This is a genomic window from Streptomyces sp. NBC_00341 (assembly GCF_041435055.1).
Classification (GTDB): domain Bacteria; phylum Actinomycetota; class Actinomycetes; order Streptomycetales; family Streptomycetaceae; genus Streptomyces.
On record NZ_CP108002.1, the window covers coordinates 1,964,904 to 1,984,772 of the forward strand.

The 19,869-nt window shown below is 71.1% G+C and carries 17 protein-coding genes; 6 read left to right on the plus strand and 11 right to left on the minus strand.

What is annotated here, in order from left to right; genetic code table 11:
• Positions 1 to 121 precede the first annotated feature (121 nt).
• Complete coding sequence (gene uvrB / locus OG892_RS08760; protein ID WP_073735636.1) at positions 122 to 2,239, minus strand: excinuclease ABC subunit UvrB; 2,118 nt, start codon at positions 2,237 to 2,239, stop codon at positions 122 to 124.
• 38 nt (positions 2,240 to 2,277) lie between these two features.
• Positions 2,278 to 3,153, minus strand: a complete 876-nt coding sequence (locus tag OG892_RS08765) for an MHYT domain-containing protein (RefSeq protein ID WP_371628846.1) — start codon at positions 3,151 to 3,153, stop codon at positions 2,278 to 2,280.
• A gap of 236 nt (positions 3,154 to 3,389) precedes the next feature.
• Here OG892_RS08765 and OG892_RS08770 point away from each other — a divergent pair, with 236 nt between their 5' ends.
• The 3 genes from OG892_RS08770 to OG892_RS08780 all read left to right on the plus strand — a co-directional run bounded on the left by OG892_RS08770 (position 3,390) and on the right by OG892_RS08780 (position 6,428).
• Entirely contained in the window at positions 3,390 to 4,349 is a 960-nt protein-coding gene (locus OG892_RS08770) for a glycerophosphodiester phosphodiesterase family protein (RefSeq protein ID WP_073735412.1), read from the plus strand.
• 130 nt (positions 4,350 to 4,479) lie between these two features.
• Positions 4,480 to 5,022 carry a methylated-DNA--[protein]-cysteine S-methyltransferase gene (locus OG892_RS08775; protein WP_073735413.1) on the plus strand — a complete coding sequence of 181 codons (543 nt, stop codon included), beginning with the start codon at positions 4,480 to 4,482 and terminating at the stop codon, positions 5,020 to 5,022.
• 80 nt (positions 5,023 to 5,102) lie between these two features.
• Entirely contained in the window at positions 5,103 to 6,428 is a 1,326-nt protein-coding gene (locus tag OG892_RS08780) for an MFS transporter (protein ID WP_371628847.1), read from the plus strand.
• Between the two features lie 42 nt (positions 6,429 to 6,470).
• On the opposite strand, the gene OG892_RS08785 is transcribed toward OG892_RS08780, so the two are convergent.
• The 9 genes from OG892_RS08785 to OG892_RS08825 all read right to left on the minus strand — a co-directional run bounded on the left by OG892_RS08785 (position 6,471) and on the right by OG892_RS08825 (position 15,997).
• Entirely contained in the window at positions 6,471 to 6,833 is a 363-nt protein-coding gene (locus OG892_RS08785; RefSeq protein ID WP_371628848.1) for a cupin domain-containing protein, read from the minus strand.
• A 45-nt stretch (positions 6,834 to 6,878) separates the two neighbouring features.
• Positions 6,879 to 7,523 carry an SGNH/GDSL hydrolase family protein gene (locus OG892_RS08790; protein WP_371628849.1) on the minus strand — a complete coding sequence of 215 codons (645 nt, stop codon included), beginning with the start codon at positions 7,521 to 7,523 and terminating at the stop codon, positions 6,879 to 6,881.
• A gap of 71 nt (positions 7,524 to 7,594) precedes the next feature.
• Positions 7,595 to 8,395 carry a sugar phosphate isomerase/epimerase family protein gene (locus OG892_RS08795; protein ID WP_371628850.1) on the minus strand — a complete coding sequence of 267 codons (801 nt, stop codon included), beginning with the start codon at positions 8,393 to 8,395 and terminating at the stop codon, positions 7,595 to 7,597.
• A 107-nt stretch (positions 8,396 to 8,502) separates the two neighbouring features.
• The gene (locus tag OG892_RS08800; protein WP_371628851.1) at positions 8,503 to 9,930 is read right to left on the minus strand and encodes a polysaccharide lyase 6 family protein; all 1,428 of its coding nucleotides are present in this window, start codon (positions 9,928 to 9,930) and stop codon (positions 8,503 to 8,505) included.
• Positions 9,931 to 9,962: 32 nt separating this feature from the next.
• Positions 9,963 to 11,396, minus strand: coding sequence for a polysaccharide lyase 6 family protein (locus OG892_RS08805; RefSeq protein WP_073735419.1), 1,434 nt, complete (start codon positions 11,394 to 11,396; stop codon positions 9,963 to 9,965).
• 64 nt (positions 11,397 to 11,460) lie between these two features.
• Complete coding sequence (locus tag OG892_RS08810) at positions 11,461 to 12,765, minus strand: alpha-L-fucosidase (protein ID WP_371628852.1); 1,305 nt, start codon at positions 12,763 to 12,765, stop codon at positions 11,461 to 11,463.
• 66 nt (positions 12,766 to 12,831) lie between these two features.
• Positions 12,832 to 13,698: a carbohydrate ABC transporter permease gene (locus OG892_RS08815; RefSeq protein WP_073735421.1), complete on the minus strand. Its 867-nt coding sequence runs from the start codon at positions 13,696 to 13,698 to the stop codon at positions 12,832 to 12,834.
• On the minus strand, positions 13,695 to 14,666 hold the full coding sequence (locus OG892_RS08820) for a carbohydrate ABC transporter permease (protein WP_371628853.1): 972 nt from the start codon (positions 14,664 to 14,666) through the stop codon (positions 13,695 to 13,697). Before OG892_RS08820 ends, OG892_RS08815 begins: the two co-directional genes overlap by 4 nt.
• The gene (locus OG892_RS08825) at positions 14,663 to 15,997 is read right to left on the minus strand and encodes a sugar ABC transporter substrate-binding protein (RefSeq protein ID WP_073735423.1); all 1,335 of its coding nucleotides are present in this window, start codon (positions 15,995 to 15,997) and stop codon (positions 14,663 to 14,665) included. Before OG892_RS08825 ends, OG892_RS08820 begins: the two co-directional genes overlap by 4 nt.
• 475 nt (positions 15,998 to 16,472) lie before the next feature.
• Between OG892_RS08825 and OG892_RS08830 the strand changes: the two genes are divergently transcribed.
• The 3 genes from OG892_RS08830 (at position 16,473) to OG892_RS08840 (ending at position 19,864) form a co-directional block, all read left to right on the plus strand.
• A complete protein-coding gene (locus OG892_RS08830) occupies positions 16,473 to 17,483 on the plus strand; it encodes a hydroxyacid dehydrogenase (protein WP_073735424.1) in 1,011 nt (336 codons plus the stop codon).
• Positions 17,484 to 18,005: 522 nt separating this feature from the next.
• The gene (locus tag OG892_RS08835; protein WP_371628854.1) at positions 18,006 to 18,962 is read left to right on the plus strand and encodes a pseudouridine-5'-phosphate glycosidase; all 957 of its coding nucleotides are present in this window, start codon (positions 18,006 to 18,008) and stop codon (positions 18,960 to 18,962) included.
• Positions 18,959 to 19,864: a carbohydrate kinase family protein gene (locus OG892_RS08840; RefSeq protein WP_073735426.1), complete on the plus strand. Its 906-nt coding sequence runs from the start codon at positions 18,959 to 18,961 to the stop codon at positions 19,862 to 19,864. The genes OG892_RS08835 and OG892_RS08840 overlap by 4 nt, the downstream gene beginning before the upstream one ends.
• Positions 19,865 to 19,869: the final 5 nt, after the last annotated feature.

A 19,869-nucleotide genomic window follows, 5' to 3' on the forward strand; every position in this document is an offset into this window, starting at 1 on the left:
CCTCTCCGCTTCCCCGCAAACCGTCCTTGCGCGGTTTCCAGCACCCTACGCATTCGCTCCACCAGCGCATCGGGTCCGGGCCGTTTTGTGTCGTTCCTGCAACACACCCCGCAGCGCGGGGTCAGGCCAGGCCCGCCTCCCGCATCTGGCGCAACTCCTTCTTCAACTCCCCCACCTCGTCGCGCAGTCGGGCGGCCACCTCGAACTGCAGGTCCGCGGCGGCCGCGCGCATCCGGTCGGTCATCTCCTCGATGATCCCGGCGAGCTCGGTGGCCGGGCGGTCGGTGACCACCGCCCCGTCCCCCTTGGTCTTCGCGGAACCGGCCTTGATGCCCAGCGTGGGCACGGGCGCCTTGGCACCCTTCGCCTGGCGGTAGCCGGTGCCGAGCAGCTGCTCGGTGTCGACCTCCTCGCGGGCGATGGACGCCACGATGTCGTTGATCTTCTTGCGCAGCGGCTGCGGGTCGACTCCCCGCTCGGTGTTGTAGGCGATCTGCTTCTCGCGGCGCCGGTTGGTCTCGTCGATCGCCTGCGCCATCGCCGGGGTGATCTTGTCCGCGTACATATGGACCTGCCCGGACACGTTACGAGCGGCACGGCCGATGGTCTGGATCAGTGAAGTACCCGACCGCAGGAAGCCCTGTTTGTCGGCGTCGAGGATCGCCACGAGCGACACCTCGGGCAGGTCGAGGCCCTCACGCAGGAGGTTGATGCCGACCAGGACGTCGTACTCGCCCGAGCGCAGTTCGCGCAGCAGCTCGATGCGGCGCAGGGTGTCGACGTCGCTGTGCAGGTAGCGGACCTGGATACCCAGCTCCAGGAAGTAGTCGGTGAGGTCCTCCGACATCTTCTTGGTGAGGGTGGTGACCAGGACCCGCTCGTCCTTCTCGGTGCGCTTGCGGATCTCGTGCACCAGGTCGTCGATCTGGCCCTCGGTGGGCTTGACGACGATCTCCGGGTCGACGAGACCGGTGGGCCGGATGATCTGCTCCACGAAGCCGTCGCCCCGGGAGAGCTCGTACTTGCCGGGGGTGGCGGAGAGGTAGACCGTCTGGTTGATCCGTCCGAGGAACTCCTCCCACTTCAGCGGGCGGTTGTCCAGCGCGGACGGCAGCCGGAAGCCGTGGTCGACGAGGGTCCGCTTGCGGGAGGCGTCGCCCTCGTACATCGCGCCGATCTGCGGCACGGTGACGTGCGATTCGTCGAGGACGAGCAGGAAGTCCTCGGGGAAGTAGTCCAGGAGGGTGTTGGGCGCGCTGCCGGGGGTGCGGCCGTCGAAGTGCATCGAGTAGTTCTCGACACCCGAACAGGTGCCGATCTGGCGGAGCATCTCGATGTCGTACGTGGTGCGCATCCGCAGCCGCTGGGCCTCCAGCATCTTGCCCTGCTTCTCCAGCTCGGCAAGCCGCTGCTCCAGCTCCTGTTCGATGCCGCCGACGGCCTTCTCCAGGCGCTCAGGACCCGCCACGTAGTGGCTGGCGGGGAAGACGTGGAGGGACTCGTCCTCGCTGATGACCTCGCCGGTGAGCGGGTGGAGGGTGGAGAGCGCCTCGATCTCGTCACCGAACATCTCGATGCGGACGGCGAGCTCCTCGTAGACCGGGAAGATCTCGATGGTGTCGCCCCGCACCCGGAAACTGCCCCGGGTGAACGCCAGGTCGTTGCGGCTGTACTGGATCTCGACGAAGCGGCGCAGCAGCTGGTCGCGGTCGATCTCGTCGCCCACCTTGAGCTGGACCATGCGGTCCACGTACTCCTGCGGTGTGCCGAGGCCGTAGATGCAGGAGACGGAGGCGACCACGACGACGTCACGCCGGGTGAGCAGGGAGTTCGTCGCGGAGTGGCGCAGCCGCTCGACCTCCTCGTTGATCGAGGAGTCCTTCTCGATGTAGGTGTCCGACTGCGGGACGTACGCCTCGGGCTGGTAGTAGTCGTAGTACGAGACGAAGTACTCGACGGCGTTGTTGGGCAGGAGCTCGCGGAACTCGTTGGCGAGCTGGGCGGCGAGGGTCTTGTTCGGCGCCATCACCAGGGTGGGGCGCTGCAGCTTCTCGATCATCCAGGCGGTGGTCGCCGACTTTCCGGTGCCGGTCGCGCCGAGCAGCACGACATCCTTCTCACCTGCCCTGACACGCCGCTCCAGCTCGGCGATGGCCGTCGGCTGGTCGCCGCTGGGCTGGTAGGGACTGACGACCTCGAAAGGCGCCACCGAACGTTCGATCTTCGAAACGGGCCGCATGCAACCACCGTACGACCCCCCACTGACAACGGGGCGGGTCAGCGGTCGTGGTGCTCCACGGGGTTGCGCCGCTGCGAGTGGAAGGAAGCCGGGTCGGCGTGCGTGCCGAACCGGGGAACCTGGCGCTGGGCGGGGATGCCGAGGGCCCGTCCGGCAGCGGCGTCCTCCCAGTCCGGGGTGCCCATGACCACCAGTGGGTCGAACATCACGACGACCCCGGCGACCAGCAGGAAGCAGGCCGGGCCGATCAGCATGGGCACGAGGAGGCCGGTCGGGGTGTCACCCCCGGTGGTGCCGGTGGAGGCGGCCGCGTGCAGGTGGACCCGGAGCGCCGCCATGCCCGTGTAGTGCATTCCGCTGACCGCGACGCCCATGACGACGGCGGCGCCGAGGCTGGGCAGGAAGCCGTGGATCGAGACGGCGGCCCAGAGCGCGGCGGTCGAGGCCGACACGGCGATGACCACCGAGAGCGTCACGGTGATCGTGTCGTACTCGAACTGCCCATCAAGTCGCATCCCGGCCATGCCGAGGTAATGCATGGTGGCCACGCCGAGTCCGGTGATCGTGCCGCCCGTCACCAGCGCCATCGGGGTGGCGCCCCGGTACCCGACCAGGAAGATCCCGACACCGACCACGACGATCGCGACGGCGAGGCTGGCGAAGGTGATCGCCTTGTCGTAGCCGATCGGCGCCTCCTCGACGGAGAAACCCATCATCGCTATGAAGTGCATCGTCCAGATCCCGGAGCCTATGGAAGTCGCGCCGAGAGCCAGCCAGCCGGCCTTGAAGGAACGTTCCGTGCGCAGAGACCGGGTGGTGCAGCGCAGGCCGAGTGCCGCGCCGAGGCAGGCCATGAGGAACGCCGCGACGGGGGTCACCGCCCCATAACTGAAACCGTCGATTGTGCCCTGCATACACACGTCCTTCGCAGAAGCCCGGGTGCGGACGACCCTAGGGCCTGTCCTGAGGCGCGAGGCCCGGCAAACAAACAGAAGAACTGCACTTTATCGACAGGGGCACCGGTCCATGACGCGGTCCCCGGCGGCCGTTCACATGGTGGCCACCCTTCGCCTCTCCCCCGTTCGGCGGCGGCTGCGACGCTCAGGCCGTCCGCAACTCCGACGCTCCGCACCCCACGCAAGGAGTCCACGTGCACGCAGGCACCGCTACCGCTACCGCCTCCGTCGCTGCCGCCGCCCTGCTGGCCGCCGGCACGTTCCTGCTGTCGAACACCGACGTACCCGTCCCGGACACCTCCACCGCTGCCGCCGGACCCGCCGTGCCGGTGACCCGCGCCACCGCCGCTCCGAGCGGCGCCCCGCTCGTCATCGCCCACCGGGGCGCGTCGGCCTACGCCCCCGAGAACACCCTCGCGGCCGTGGACAGGGCCCACGCGCTCGGCTTCGACTGGGTGGAGAACGACATCCAGTTCACCAAGGACGGCGTTCTCGTCGTCATCCACGACACCGATCTGAAGCGGACCACCGACGCCGAGGAGGTCTTCCCGGACCGCGCGCCGTGGGCGGTCAAGGACTTCACGGCCGCCGAGATCGCCAGGCTGGACGCGGGGAGCTGGTTCGGTGTGCGGTACGCCGGTACCCGGGTGCCCACGCTCCGGCAGTACCTGGAACGCATCGAGCACAACCACCAGAGCCTGCTCATGGAGATCAAGAGCCCCGAGACCTACCCCGGGATCGAGCGGGCGGCCCTTCAGGTGCTGGACCAGGAGGGGTGGCTGGACGCCGGTCACGTCCGGGACCGCCTCGTGATCCAGAGCTTCGGCGCGGACAGCGTGCGCACGGTGCACAAGCAGCGTCCGGACGTCATCACGGGCTTCCTGGGCACCCCGGCCGTCGCCGAGCTGCCCGCGTACGCCGAGTTCACCGACCGGATCAACCCGACGTACACCTCGGTCTCCGGCGAGTACGTCGCGGCGGTGCACGCGCTGAAGGGACCGCACCACAAGAAGCTCCAGGTCGACACCTGGACGGTCAACGACGCGGCGCACGCGCTCCGGGTGACCGGCTACGGCGTGGACGGCATCATCACCAACGCACCGGACGTGGTCCGCGCGGCCACCGGGGCGCGTGTGACCGCCGGGGGTGCGTGAGGCCTTGCGTCACAAGGCCGCCGGGGGCGCGTGAGGTGGTGCGCGAGGCGGTCGGCTGACCGGTCCGGGGCCGTTGGCCCGTACGGCCGGCCACCGACCGTTGTCAGTGGCCGGCCGTACGGTGGGTGGCATGAACAACAACGGGGTTGTCGAGTGGACCGTCGTGGAGAGCGATATCGGTCCGCTGCTGCTGGCCGCGACCGGTGCCGGGCTGGTGAGCGTGGTCTTCCACGCGCGTCCGGCGGTACGGGACAGGGCGCTGGACCAGTTGCGGAGCCGGCTCGGCGCGGAGCCGGTCGAAGCACCGGACTCCGCCCGGCTGGCCGAGCCGATACGCCAGTTCGCGGCGTATTTCGCGGGCACCCTGCGGGATTTCTCGCTCGATCTCGACTGGTCGCTGACGGGCGGTTTCAACCGCCAGGTGCTCCGTGAGCTGGCGGCCGGCGTGCCCTACGGCGCCGTGGCCGGTTACGGGGAGCTGGCAGACCGGGTCGGACAGCCCGGGGCGGCCCAGGCGGTCGGGGCGGCCATGGGGTCCAATCCCCTGCCGGTCGTGGTGCCCTGCCACCGGGTGGTGGAGCGCGACGGCGGGATCGGCGGCTTCGGCGGTGGTCTCGAGACGAAGCGGCAACTGCTGGCGCTGGAGGGCGTGCTGCCGCAGCCGTTGTTCTGAAGCCGCTGTTCCGAGCCACCGCGGCGACCGGTCCCCCCTTCTCGTTTTCGTACGTACGTTCGGGCTGGCACACTGCCTCGGTGACCAACACCCCCGACGCATCCGACACCCCCGGCGGACCCGCTCCCACCGGAGGTGTCACCGCGGCCGACCTGCCGGGGCTCCGGCGCCGGACGACCGCCGTCCTGATCGCAGGCCAGATACTCGGCGGCCTCGGCGTGCCCGTCGGCATCGCCCTGGCCCCCGTGCTGGCGACGCAGGTCAGCGGCTCGGAGGCGCTGTCGGGCCTCGCGCCCACCGCGTCGGTGACCGGCACGGCCCTGCTGTCGCTGCCACTCGCCGCGCTGATGACCTCGCGCGGCCGCCGCCCCGGTCTCGTACTCGCGTATCTGATCGGGGCGCTCGGAGCCGGCCTGGTGGTGCTGGCCACCCTGGTGGAGAGCTTCCCGCTGCTGCTCCTCGGCATGGCCGCGTTCGGCGCGGGCTCCTCCGCCAATCTGCAGGCGCGGTTCGCCGCGGCGGATCTGGCCGAGCCCGAGCGGCGCGGCCGGGCGATCTCGACCGTCATCTGGGCCACCACCATCGGCTCGGTCGCGGGGCCCAACATCGCGGCTCCGGCCGGCCGGGTCTTCCGCGGCACCGCCGTGTCCGAGACGGCCGGGCCCTTCGTCTGGGCGGCCGGCATCTTGCTCCTCGCCGCCCTCGTGATCGCGGTTCTGCTGCGGCCCGACCCGCTGCTCACGGCACGCGCGCTGGACCCCCAGGAGAGCAAGTCGGCCGGGAACCGTTCGCTGCGTGCGGGCGTCGCGGCCGTGCGGGCCTCACCGATGGCCCGGCTGGCCCTGGTGACCGTCGCCGTCACGCACACCGCGATGGTGTCGATCATGGTGATGACCCCGGTCGACCTCGGCCACCACGGCGCGGACCTCCAGCTGGTCGGCCTGGTGATCAGCGGCCACATCGCGGGGATGTACGCGTTCTCGCCGGTGATGGGCTGGCTGTCGGACCGCTTCGGCCGGCTCGCCGTCATCGGCCTGGCCGTCGGACTGCTCTCGCTGGCCTCGCTGCTGGCGGGCACCGCGGGCGCCGCTCACGGCAGGACCGCGGCCGGTCTCTTCGTGCTCGGACTCGGCTGGTCCGCAGGGCTGGTCGCCGGTTCCGCGCTGCTCACCGACTCCGTACCGCAGCCCGCCCGCGCCGCCGTGCAGGGCCTGTCGGACCTGACCATGAACGCCTCCGCGGGCATCGGCGGCGCGGTCGCCGGGGTCATCGTCTCCCGGGCGAGCTACGGGTGGCTGAACCTCACCGGCGCCTGCCTGCTGCTGCCGATGGCCGCGCTGGCCCTGCGCCGTTCCCTCACCCGCCCCGCCGAGGCCACCAAGGCCCCCGAGGCCTCCGAGGCCTGACCCCACCGCCCGAACGCGCGAGATCCTCAGGGCCTCAGAGCCTCAGAGGGTGATGTGGTAGGCCTTGCGCAGCGTCTCGTGCACGGTCCACGTCGTACGGTCGCCCTCGCGCAGCACGCAGGCGTCGCCCGGTCCGAGCTCCAGGGTCGCGCCGCCCTCGACCGCCACGGTCGCGCGCCCGCTGACCACCACGAACAGCTCGTTGGCCTCGGTGTCCGTGACCACGCCGGGGGTGATCTGCCAGATCCCGCGCAGCTGCTTGCCGTCGGCCGACTCCCACAGCACCTTGCCGGTGACCTGCGGATCGCCGGACACGATCTGCGCGGGATCGAGCGGTTCCGGTTCGAGCACGGCGTCCGGAATGTGCACGGCAAAAGAGGCGGGAGCTTGATCAATTGTGGTCATGGGCGGTCACTCTAGCGACCGCCCATGAGCGTCCCGTGCGACCCCCTACCCCTGCGGACCGGCGGCGGGGTCGACCACGTCCAGCCATGCGTCGGCGATCAGCCGGTGCCCGAGCGGGGTCGGGTGGACGCCGTCCCTGGCCAGCTCCGCCGGCTTCCGGTCCCGTACCGCGCGGGCCATGACGTGGTCGGCGCGGACCACCTGGGCCCCGTTGTTGGCGGCTGCCCGCAGGACGGCCTCGGTGCGCGGAGCCAGGTCCTCGAACCAGCTCTCCTGCTCCGGCCCGACCGGGAGCAGGAACGGGGTGATGACGACCAGCCGCGCGGGCAGCCCGCGCGCGGTGTCCGCGAGCAGTCCGTCGAGGCAGGCCTCGAACACGTCGACCGGGCTGGCCAGTCCGCTGTCGTAGTGCCGCCAGGTGTCGTTGATGCCGATCTTGACGGTGACCACGGTGGGCCGGTGATCGATGACGTCGGTGGTCCAGCGGGTTTCGAGGTCGTAGACGCGATTGCCGTTGATCCCCCGGTTGATGACACGGGGTCCGGGTCCCTCGGCCGCCCGGTCGCGCAGGGTCCGCGCGATCTCGTGGACATAGCCCGCACCGAGCGATGCGGCGTCCGCGCGGTCGCGGCCCGCGTCGGTGATGGAGTCTCCGATGAACAGGAGCGTGTCGTCGTGTCTGATGCGCATGTCTGCCATTCTGACGTCGGGGGCGCCTGAACGCCCCTCGCGGCCTTCGGGGTTCAGCCGACCATGATCGGCTATGTCCGGCCGTACGCGGTCCGGCCCGCGCATCCCCTCAGTGTCGCGGCCTCCCGCGCGAGCACCTCGGGATCGTCGCCGGGCACGAACTCCAGGAGCGCCTGGACGTCCCGGCCGTCCAGCAGGCCGAGTACTTCGGCCCACAGCCGCGTACGGTCCGCCAGCGGCAGCCGGTTGTTGCCCGGCCACCACGAGAAGGCGTGCACGGCGCAGACCCGGTCCGCCAGCTCCGCGAGCCCCGCCAGCGCCTCCTCGTCCGAGGCGTCGAGCGGCGGCTGCCAGTACGTGCGGACGTTGTCCGCGCCCACCTCGTCCAGCAGCCGGGCGGTCGAGGCGACGGTGTCGGTGAGCGTTCCCCCGTGGAACTCGGGCGCGAGCAGCAGTCCGTGGTCCGCGGCGATCCGCGCCGCCTCCCGCAGACAGCGCACCGTCTCCTGCCGCTCACCGGGCAGCGCGGACCGCGATCCGGCCGCGCCCGCCCACACCCGTATCCGGGGTGCCCCGAGAAGCACCGCCGCGCGGGCGACGGCGGGGAATCCCGACAGTTCGTCCAGGGTGGCGCGGAAGTACGAGCCGTACGAGCAACAGGCCATCCCGTACCGCTCGGTGGCCTCGCGGACCGCGCGGACGGTGTCGGGCCGTGCCGCCGGAGCGTGTACGTCGGCGCCCCACTCGATCACCTCCAGGCCCGCCTCCGCCGCGCGGCGCGCGACCTCGGCGGCGGGCAGCCGGCGGAAGGTGACAGAACACAGCCCGAGCCCGACTCCCCCCGCCGCCTTCCGGCTGCTCTCGTCGGTCATGTCACTGCCTCCCGCGATGCGTGTGCTCTTCGTGCGGTCCGCCCGGACGGGGCGGACCGCACGAACTGGACTGGGCCGGGCTGGGCGGTTCCCGTCACCGCTTTCGTTCAGGCGGCGTTCGGGCCCACGTCGGCGGCCGTGAGCGGGTGCCGGAGCGCGGGCGCCGTCGCGTACTCGTCGGCGCCGATGTCCCGTACGCTGCCGCGCTGGTCCCCGTCGATGTCGTCGGCGACGGCGGCCCCCGCCAGTGTGGCGGCGCCGATCGCCGGGCTGCCCGACGACAGCCGCAGGACGCCGTCCGCGCCCTGGCTGAGCAGCGGGTCGGCCCGGGTGAACCCCCCGGCGGGGATGTTGCCGTCTCCGGCCGCGCCCCACAGCAGGTTGCTCTGCCAGGTGAAGCCGGTGGTGGCCCCCATCGCGACGAGACTGCCCACGTCGCCGACCAGCAGGTTGTCGGCCACGGTCACGTCCTGCGGCTCGTACGCCCGGGTCTCGCCGGAGAGCGAGCCGGTGTTGTTGATCAGGGAGTTGTGCACGATCACCGCACGGTCGCAGGCGTCGTTCCCCGTCCGCTCGTCCGGTGTCTCGCCGGAGTTGTGGTCGCGGGTGGTGCCGCTGCCGACCACCAGGGCCCGGCCGGACAGCCCGCTCAGGTAGTTGTTGACGATCCGGTGGTCGTTGCCGTAGATCCGTACCCCGTCGATGCCGTCGATCAGGTGGTTGCCCTCCACCACGGAACGGTTGCCGTGGCGCAGCACGATGCCGCCGCGGCTGTCGCGGATGGTGTTGTACCTGATGGTGTTCTTCGACGACTTCACCGAGATGGCCTCGGGGTCGCCGTCGCAGCGCTCGAACAGGTTGTACTCCACGATCGCGTTGGCGTCGGACAGCGCCCGGCCGCTGACGCCGAGGCGGATCGGCTCGCCGCCGTTGGCGCCGGTGAAGCTGTGGTCGGAGAAGTGGTTGCGGAAGATGTGCAGGTTCTGGGCCATGGCGGTCTTGCCCGTGCCGTCCACGACGATGAAGATGCCCGCGGTGGTCTTGTTGTGGAAGTGGTTCCGGTCGATCTTCGAGTCGTCCGCCCGCACGACGAGCCAGTACGGATCGCCGGCGTCCGCGAGCTGGAAGTCGTTGCGGGTCAGCCGGATCGCCGAGCAGTCCGCCGGGATCTCCATCGTGGTGCTCTGCCGGAAGGCGAAGCCGCTGATGGTGATGTTGCTCGAATCGCTGAGCACGAAGCCGCGTTCGCCGCGCAGCACGGCGCCGCCGCGGGTCTTCGAGACGATGGTGATCTGTGCAACGGCGGTGCCGTTCTTGCCGGTGATGTTGATCGCGCTGCCCGACGGGACCGTGTAGGTGCCGTCGGCGACGACGATCCGGTCCCCGGGTGCGGCGCTGTTGATGGCGCTCTGGAGCTGGGCGAGGGTGGCGACGGGGACGTCGGCGGCCGACGCGCTGCCCGACAGTGAGGTGGTCAGCGGTACGGCGGCGAGGGCTGCCACGGCGGTGCTTCTGAGGAATGTGCGGCGTTGCATGGTGCCTCCTGTGTCGATGCGGACGGGTTCGCTCAGCCGGCGTGCGGGCCGACGTCGGCCGGGGTCAGGGGGGCGCGCCCGGAGGCCCGCCGGGAGTATTCGTCGGCGCCCACGTCGCGGGTCCGGCCGCGCGGCTGCCCGTCGATGTCGTGGGTGACGGGCGGCCATCGGAGCGTGCCCGCGCCGATCGCCGGGCTGTCGGCGGCCGGCCGCGCGATGCCGTACGGGTCGGGCACCAGGCGGGGGTCGACGCGGGTGCCGCCACCGGCCGGGATGTTGCCGTCGGCGGCGGCGCCCCACAGGAGGTTGCCCGACCAGGTGAAGCGCACGGTGTTCGCCATCTCGACGAGGCTGCCGGTGTCACCGACCAGCAGGTTGTCCGCGACAGTGACGTCCCTCGGCTCGTGCGGGCGCTGGCTCTCGCCGGAGAGCGTGCCGTGGTTGCCGACCAGGGTGTTGTACGCGATGAGGACCCGGTCCGGGGCGTCGTTGCCGGTGCGCGATTCGGGCGGCTCGCCGGGCAGGTGGTCGCGCTCGGAACCGCTGCCGATCACCAGGGCGCGCCCGGACAGGCCGGCCAGGTAGTTGTTGACGATCACGTGGTCGTTGCCGTAGATCCGTACCCCTTCCTGGCCGTCGACGAGGTGGTTGGCCTCCACCCGGTTGCGGTTGCCGTGCCGCAGGACGATGCCGCCCAGGCTGTCGCGGATGGTGTTGTACCGGATGGTGTTGTCGGAGCTCTTCACCGAGATCGCCTCGGGGTCCCCGTTCGCCCGCTCGAACAGGTTGTACTCCACGACCGCGTGGGCGCCGGACAGGGCGCGGGGGCTGACGCCGAGCCGGATGGGTTCGCCGCCGTTGGAGCCGGCGAAGGTGTGGTCGGAGAAGTAGTTGCGGTACACGTGGACGCGCTGGGCCATCTCGTCCGTGCCGGCGCCCTCGATGCCGAGGTAGATGCCGAGCGTGCTCTTGCCGTGGAAGTGGTTGTGGTCGACGGTGCTGTCGTCCGCGCGCACCATCACCCAGTGCAGGCCCTCGATGTCGGCCAGTTGGAGGTCGTTGCGGGTGAGCCTGATGTGCGAGCAGTCCGGGGGGACGTCCAGGGTGCTGCTCTGGCGGAACGAGAAGCCGCTGAGGGTGATGTGGTGGGACGCCTGGAAGACGAAGCTGTGCTCGCCCTCCAGGATGACGCCGCCCCGGCTCTGCGCGGCGATGGTCACGGGCGCGCGGCCGGTGCCCCGCTTGTCGCGGATGGTGAGGGGGCTGTCCGGCGGGACGGTGTAGGTGCCGTCGGCCACGACGATCCGGGCGCCGGGCCGGGCCCGGTCGATCGCGGACTGGAGCTCGCCCAGGGTGCGGACGGTCGCCGGGGCCGGAGCCGCGCTCGCGGTCAGCGCTCCGCCGACGGGGGCGGCGGCCAGGGCCACCCCCGCCGCGGTGCTCATGAGGAACGTGCGGCGTTGCATGGTGCCTCCGTGAGTGAGTGGTGGATCGGGGCCCGGGTCTCGGCCTCGGGGCCTCTCGTTCGGATCAGGCCGGGGTGTCCAGGAACAGTTCGATGACGGGGACGGGGGTGTCGGGGCGGCGCACCGGGATCTGGAGCGTGAGCGTTCCGGCGGGCTGTCCGCCCATCTCGGTGTTGACGGCGGGCCGGTCGGGGTCGATGTGGACCGGGACGATCTCGGACGCGTCGTTCAGCAGCTGGGCGTACCGCACCCGGCCCGCGAGGCCCGGCAGGTGCAGGTGGCGCGGCGGCCAGGCGAACAGGTGGACGTAGAGCCGGTCGCCGCGCTGGGTGTAGCGGCATTCGGCGGGGGCGGTGTACGGGGACGGGCCGCAGCCGCGGACCGAGCGCTCGTGCAGCTCCGTCCAGCGGCCGATCTCGCCGAGGATCGCCGCGTCGCGCGGGTCGAGTTCGCCGCGGCCGTTCGGCCCCACGTTGAGCAGCAGGTTGCCGCCCTTGGACACCCCGTCGACGAGCATCCGGATCAGCAGGTCGGCGCTCTTGTGGTCGAGGTTGTCGCGGTCGTAGCCCCAGCTCCCGTTGAGGGTCTGGCAGGCCTCCCAGAGCACCGGGCGCCCGTCCTGCGTCATCGGCCCCGAGGGCTGGTACTGCTCGGGGGTCACGAAGTCCCCGGGCAGTCCGGTCCGGTCGTTGACCAGGACGTGCGGCTGGAGTTCCCGGATCGTCTCCAGGAGCTTCGGGGAGTCCCAGTCGTCGGGCCCCTTGCCGCCCCACCAGGTGCGCCCGGCGTAGGAGAAGTCGAAGAAGAGGTAGTCGACGCGGCCGAACGACGTCAGCAGTTCACGGACCTGGCCGTGCAGGTAGCGCTGGTAGTCGCGGATGTCCCGGTCGGCGTGGGCGGCCTTGAACTCCTCGTCGTCGCGCTGCGGGTGGGTGCCGTCCACCGGGAAGGACGGGTGGTGCCAGTCGATCAGCGAGTGGTAGAGGCCGACCTTGAGCCCTTCGTCGCGGCACGCCCGGACGAACGGGCCGACGAGGTCGCGGCCGTGCGGGGTGTTGGTGACCTTGTACTCGGTGAGGGCGCTGTCCCAGAGGCAGAAGCCGTCGTGGTGCTTGGTGGTCAGGACGACGTAGCGCATGCCGGCCGCCTTGGCGGCCCTGGCCCACTGGACCGGGTCGTAGCGGTCGGGGTCGAAGTGGTCGAAGTAGACCTGGTACTGCTCGTCGGTCAGCTTCTCCCGGTTCTTGACCCACTCGTGCCGCGCGGCCAGGGAGTACAGGCCCCAGTGGACGAACATGCCGAACCGGGCTTCGGTGAACCAGGTCGTCTCCGGGGCTCCTGCGGGAGCCGGGGTCACGGACGGGGTCATGGCGGTGTGCTCCTTGCGGGGACGGGGGTGGGGCGGCGGGGGCCGGGCGGAGGAGGGCGGCGGGGGTCAGCCCTTCAGCGCGCCGGAGGACAGACCGCTGACGAAGGACCGCTGGAAGAACAGGAAGACGATCACGGAGGGCAGCAGGGCCAGCAGCGAGGCGGCCATCACCACTCCGGGGGTGACCGACGGGTCGATCCGCAGGGTCCGCAGCGCCAGCGGGAGCGTGTAGGAGGAGGAGTCGGTGGAGACCAGGAGGGGCAGCAGGTACTGGTCCCAGATCATGGTGAAGCCGAAGACCCCGATGACGCCGAGCGCGGGCTTGCACATCGGCAGGATGATCTGGGCGAAGATCCGCAGGTCTCCGGCCCCGTCGATGCGGGCGGCCTCTTCGAGTTCGCGCGGCACGTCCTTCATGAACTCCGTCATCACCAGGATGGAGAACCCCCAGGCACCGAGCGGGACGATCATTCCGGCCAGGGTGCCGATGAGGTTGAAGTGGACGACCGGCAGGTCGGAGAGGATCAGGGACAGCGGGAGGGCCAGGATCTCCTCGGGCAGCATCAGCGTCGCCAGGACGGCGACGAGCACCAGCGTCATCCCGGGGAAGACCTTCCTGGCCAGCGCGTACCCGGCCAGCACGGAGACGGCGACCTGGAGCAGCAGCCCGCCGCCGACCACGAAGAACGAGTTCAGCAGGTACGTGAGCACCCCCTGGTCGAAGGCGATCCGGAAGTTGTCCAGGGTGACGCCGGAGGGGATGACGCTCAGCTGCGTCGGGTCCTTGACGTGTCCGAAGGCGCTGACGAGCAGGGCGAGCAGGGGCCCCGCGAAGACGATCAGGACCAGCAGGTGGACGACGTTCCGCAGGATCCGGCCGCCGACGCTCCGGCTCTCGGTCAGGCCGAGCGCGGTCTCGGTGTGCTCACTCACTTGCTTTCCCTCCGCCGCAGCAGTTGGACGACGACGGTCAGGATCAGCGTCGCGACGAACAGCAGGACCGCTCCCGCCGCTCCGACACCGAGCCGGTTCTGTTCGAGGCCGAGCTTGTAGATGAGGGTCATGACGACCTCGGTGGAACCGTCGGGCCCGCCGTTGGTCAGCAGGAACACCTCGGTGAACACCCGCAGTCCGCGGATCGCGGCGAGGATGAACAGGATCGAGAACACCGACCGCAGTCCGGGCACGGCCACGTGCCACACCCGCTGCCACCTGGACGCGCCGTCGACCTTCGCGGCCTCGTACAGGCCGCGGTCCACGCTCGTCAGACCGGCGAGGATGATCATCATGTCGTAGGGGGCGCCCCGCCAGATGCCGGTGAGCATGATGGAGGCCATCGACGTGTCGGGGTCGTTGATGAACCCGGAGGGCCCCACCCCCACCATCCCGAGCAGCGAGTTGAGCATGCCGTCGCCGGTCGGGTGGTACATGATCCGCCACAGTTCGGCGACGACCGCGAGCGGCACCACCACCGGGAGGAACGCCGCGGAGCGCACGATCTTCAGCCGGCGGCTCTGCCCCTCCATCAGCAGGGCGAGGGCGAGACCGAGTGCCATGGAGCCGGCGGTCTGCCCGGCGGCGAGTACGACGGTGTGCCACGCGGCCTCGCGGAATCCGTGGGACTGGAGCACCGTGGCGTAGTTGTCGGTGCCGACCCACTTGTTCCCCAGGTAGGGCTGAACCTCCTGGAAGGACATGGTCAGCGCGTTGGCCATGGGGATGAACTTGAAGTACAGGAAGAGAATCAGCGCGGGCGCGAGGAACAGCCAGGGCGTCCACCACCGGCCCGATCTGCGGCTGCGCCCCAGGAGGCCGGTGGCCCCGCCGTCCCGGCGGCCCGGTTTCCGCGGGGAGGGGCCGGCCGCCGGAGGGGCGGCCGGTTCCGCCTGGTCGAGGCTCATGACGCGGCGATCCCCTGCTCCTTGAGGATCTCGGCGAGCTGCTTGTCGAGCTCACGGAGCTTGGCCCCGGTGTCGAGGCCGCAGTCCGCCATGAGCGCGTTCACGGTGTCCGCCGTCGCCTGCCGGACCGGGGTCCAGTTCGGGATGGACGGCGCGTACCGGCCGGAGTCCTGGTACGCCTGGGCGTAGGTCTTCCAGCGGGGGTCGGGCCGCACCTGGGTGATGTCCACCGTCTTGTTGACGGGGAGCTGCACGGTGTAGCCGGTCTCGCCCTCCATGCCGGTCTTCTGGCCCTCGGCGGAGACGGCGAAGCCGGCGAAGGCGTCCTGGCCGGCCTGGTTGGCGGAGCCGGCCATCAGATAGACGGAGCCGCCCTCCGCGAGAACGGTGGCGTCCTTCGGGCCCTTGGGCATCGGCACGACCTCGTACTTGTCCTTGCCGAGGGTCTCGTCGAAGCGCGGCAGCAGGTACGGGCCGACGACGAACATGCCGGTCCGGCCCGCCTCGAACGTCTCGTTCGTCGGCGGGGTGTCCATGGTCACGGCGCCGGGCTGGATGGCCTTGGCCTTGCAGCCCAGGTCGCGGAACCACTGCATGGCCTCGACCGATGCCTTCGTGGTCGAGGCCGGCTTGTACGTGCCCGAGCCCTTGCCGGTCTCGGTGATGAAGTCGCCGCCCGCGGCCCACAGGAAGTTGGAGAAGTACCAGGAGGCGTAGCCGCGTTTGGTGGACAGCGGGGCGGCGAGCCCGGCGGTGTTGTTCTTGCCGTCGCCGTCCGGGTCCCGGGTGGTGAAGGCCTTGGCCATCGCGGCGAAGTCGTCCCAGTTCCGCGGGGTGTCGAGCTTCAGCTTCTGCCGCCAGTCCTTGCGGATGAGCAGCGCGGACGCCTGCGCCGAGTACGGCAGTCCGTACTGCTTGCCGTCCACGGCCTTTCCGGAGTCCAGCCCCTGGCCGATGATCTGCCCGCTGTTCTTGATCTTGTCCAGGTCGATCTCCCGGAGCAGGCCCTGGCTGTGCATGGCCCCGAGCTGGGTCACGTCGTTCATGACGATGTCGGGGAGGTTCTTCTGGGCGGCCCGCTGCTGGAGCTTGGTCTCGAAGTCGTCGAAGATCGCGGTGACCTTGACCTTGTAGCCCGTCTTCTTCTCGAAGGCGGTGGCGAGCTTGAGCGCGCCCTGCTCCCCCGGTCCGCCCGGTGTCGTCCTGGTCCAGAGCTCCAGCGGCGCCTTGGGGTCCTGCTTGGCATCCACTCCCGCAGGCCCGGACGAACAGCTGGTGAGGACCAGTGTCGAGGCGAGGACACCCGCACCGATCCATCGCGATCTCTGCATCACAACTCCTGTTTTCGCCGCATCACAGTTGGCCTGGAAAGCGCTTTCTGGGACGTTAACGGGGTGAGATTCAGCGGTCAATACTCCGATGAATACAAAAAGTTTCCACGGACCAACACAGCCTCCGCCGGTCGGCCCCCTGGGCGCACTTCCGGCAATCCGGAACGCGCGAGGGGGATATCACCTTCCGAAACCGCCCGATAACCGACCAGTTCAGCGATCCAAGCGAACGACTGTCCCGATCCGGGGCAAGCACAGGCCGCGACAACAACTGCCGGACAACAGGGTCTGGACATCCGACCTGTACGCGAGGACATTCCAGTGATCCGATGTATCGTCCCTGCGAGCCATCCGACCTGAGAACCAAACACGCCACACCAACGCACGACATCCAGTCAGACGTTCACCCACAGATCCGAGCAGGGGCAGGCGGCCGCCTGCCCGGCACCGGACAGGCCGAGGAGCCAGACCCGACATGAACGAACCGGCCACCGCACCGACAGCCCTGTTGGTCATGGAGGAAGAACGCCGGGCGGACGTCTACCCGCCCGAGGTGCTGGCCGGGATCGGCCGGCTCGCGCACTGGCAGGGACCGCCCCGCACCCGGCAGCAGCTCGACGCGGACCCCGAGGCCCTCAGGGACGTCGACATCCTGCTCACGGGCTGGGGCGCGCCCGTCCTCGATACCGCCTTCCTGTCCCGGGCCCCCCGGCTGCGGGCCGTTCTCGTCGCGGCGGGGTCCGTCCGGCACCTGACCACGCCCGCCTTCTGGGAGCGCGGCATCCCGATCGTCTCCGCCGCCTCGGCCAACGCGGTCCCGGTCGCGGAGTTCACCCTCGCCCAGGTCCTCCTCGGCCTGAAGCAGGCACACCGCATCGCGCGGGAGGTCGCGAGCAGCCGCCGCTTCCCGCACAACCCCGATGTCCCGGGCGCCTACCGGTCACGGGTGGGCCTGCTGGGGCTCGGTCACATCGGCCGGCTCGTCGCCGCCCACCTCAGCCGTTTCGACGTCGAGGTCCTGGCCACCGACCCCGTCGCCTCCCCGGAAGCCGCCCGGCAGGCGGGCGTGCGACTGGTCCCCGTCGAGGAACTCTTCGCCACCTGCCACGTCGTCAGCCTCCACGCACCGCTCCTGCCCGAGACCCGAGGCACGATCGGGGCGCGGCTGCTGGACTCGATGAGGCCCGGCGCGACGCTGATCAACACCGCACGGGGCGCGCTGATCGACGAGCCGGCCGCCGCTCGGACCCTGCTGGCCAGGCCCGATCTCACCGCCGTGCTCGACGTAACGCATCCCGAGCCCCCGGCTCCTGACTCGCCACTCTTCACCCTTCCCAACGTCGTCCTGACACCGCACCTCGGCGGCGCCCTGGGTGCCGAACGCCGGCGCCTCGGACAGCTCGTGCTCGACGAGCTCCACCGGTTCACACAGGACCGGCCGCTCCGCCATGCCATCGATCCCGCGCACGCCGCTTCACTGGCCTGACGGCCGGTACCGAACAGCCGGACGCGAGGCGGCCATGCTGTACCGAATTCCCGGGACCGGGCAAGCCCGGCCGGCACCCGATTCCGTGAATCCGCAGCCCAGGGGCGTCACGTCAGCGAAAGGTTAGTGAGACGTTAGTGAGACGTAAGCGGCAGGAGCGATAGTTCAGGGCAGGCAGAAGTGCCGGCCCCGGACTGTCGCGCCGCCTATTCGTCAGGGCCGAATTCCTCGCGGATATCGGCACCTTCATGCGCGGCCGGATACTCATACCCGGATCCCCGTACGGATCTTCGTGCCCGCACGGAATCGGCACGGCGAATTACGGGCATTCGCTTTTCGCTCCCGCCGGAACCGCCCCCGCCGAAAGACGTTGCCCGGCGGGCACGTCCGGCCCGGCGTTCCCATTGCCGTTCTCGTTCCCCGTGGGCAATGGCGAGTAATCGCGCGCGGCCGGGCCCGGAACCCGTACGGCCGCCGCCGGGGAACGTTTGAGCCCATCCCTGCCGCGACAGGGATGTGGACATGTCACAGACTGCGCCGACCGGCGCCGCTCCCCAGCCGCCCGCTCCGCACGCGCCCGTCCTCTCCGCCGAGGTGCGGGCCGCCCTGGCCGCGCACCGGCCCGTCGTCGCGCTGGAGTCGACGATCATCGCCCACGGCCTGCCCCGCCCCCGCAATCTGCGGGTGGCCGAGGAGCTGGAGGGGCTCGTACGGTCCGGCGGCGCCGTGCCCGCCACCATCGCCGTACTGGACGGGAGGGCCCGGATCGGCCTGGACAAGGACCAGTTGGAGCGGGTCGCCCAGGACCCGGCGATGCGCAAGTTCGGCCACCGGGACCTCGCCCCGGCGCTGGCGGCGGGCGCGAGCGGGGCGACGACGGTCTCCGCGACCGCGTTCCTGGCCGCACGCGCGGGCCTGCGCGTCTTCGCGACCGGTGGGCTCGGCGGGGTGCACCGGGGCTGGACCGAGACCCAGGACGAGTCGGCGGACCTGCGGCTGCTGGCGGGGACCGGGATCACCGTGGTCTGCGCGGGCGTGAAGTCGATCCTGGACGTGCCCGCCACGCTCCAGCGGCTGGAGACGCTCGGCGTCGGGGTGCTCGGTTACGGCACCGACCGGTTCCCCGGGTTCTACCTCAGCAGTTCGGGCGAGCCGGTCGACTGGACCGTGCACAGCCCGGAGGACGTCGCCGGGGTGATGCGGGCCCAGGACGCGCTCGGCGGCCCCGGGGCGGCGCTGATCGTCGCCAATCCCGTACCGCCGCAGGAGCAGTTGGATCCCGCCCTGCACGACCGGGTGCTGGCCGAGGCGCTGGACGCGTGCCGGGAGCTCGGCATCGTGGGGCAGGCCGTCACGCCGTATCTGCTCGACCAGCTGACGCGGCGGACCGGCGGTGCCTCGCTGGAGGCCAACCTCGCGGCGGTCCGCGGCAATGTGGCGCTGGCCGCCCGGATCGCCACGGCCTGGACCGCCCGGTGACCGGTGGTCTCCTCGTTGTCGGGGACGTGGTCACGGACGTGGTGGCCCGGCACGCGACGGCGCTGGTCCACGGTACGGACACGAAGGCCGGCATCCGGACCCTGCCGGGCGGGGCCGGTGCCAACGTGGCCTGCTGGGCGGTGCGTTCCGGCTGCCCAGAGGTGCGGCTGCTGGCCCGGGTCGGCGCCGACTCCGCCGGCTGGCACCGGGACCGGCTGCGCCGGGCGGGCGTCCGCGATCTGCTGGCCGTGGACGACGGGGCGCCGACCGCGACGGTCGTCGCCCTGGTCGACTCCGCCGCCGAACGCACCTTCCTCACGGACAGCGGCGCGGCCCTGCGCCTCGCGCCGGAGGACTGGTCGCCGTCGATGCTCGACGGAATCGGCCGGCTCCACCTCTCCGGCTACCTGCTCTTCGCCGAGAGGAGCCGCGCGACGGCTCTGCTCGCGCTGCGGGAGGCCGGGCGGCGGAACATCCCGGTGAGCGTCGACCCGGCCTCCGCGGGGTTCCTGGCCGAGCTGGGCGTCGACCGCTTCCTGGAACTCGTCGGAGAGGTGGATCTGCTGCTGCCCAACGCGGACGAGGCGCGGCTGCTCACCGCCCTCCCCGGACCGGCCGACGCCGCGGCCGAGCTGAGCCTGCTGGTCCGCCAGGTGGTCGTCACCCTGGGCCGGGACGGCGCCCTGCTCGCCACCGGGGGCGCGGTGACCGGCCGGGTCCCGGCCGACCCGGTGCGGGACCCGGTGGACTCCACGGGGGCGGGCGACGCCTTCACCGGCGGCTTCCTCGCGGCGCTGCTGGCGGGCGAGGACCCCGCGACGGCCGCCGCGGCGGGATGCCTCGCGGGAGCACGGGCCGTCATGGCGGTGGGCGGACGGCCGCCGCTGCCGGAGGAGCGGTAGGGCCG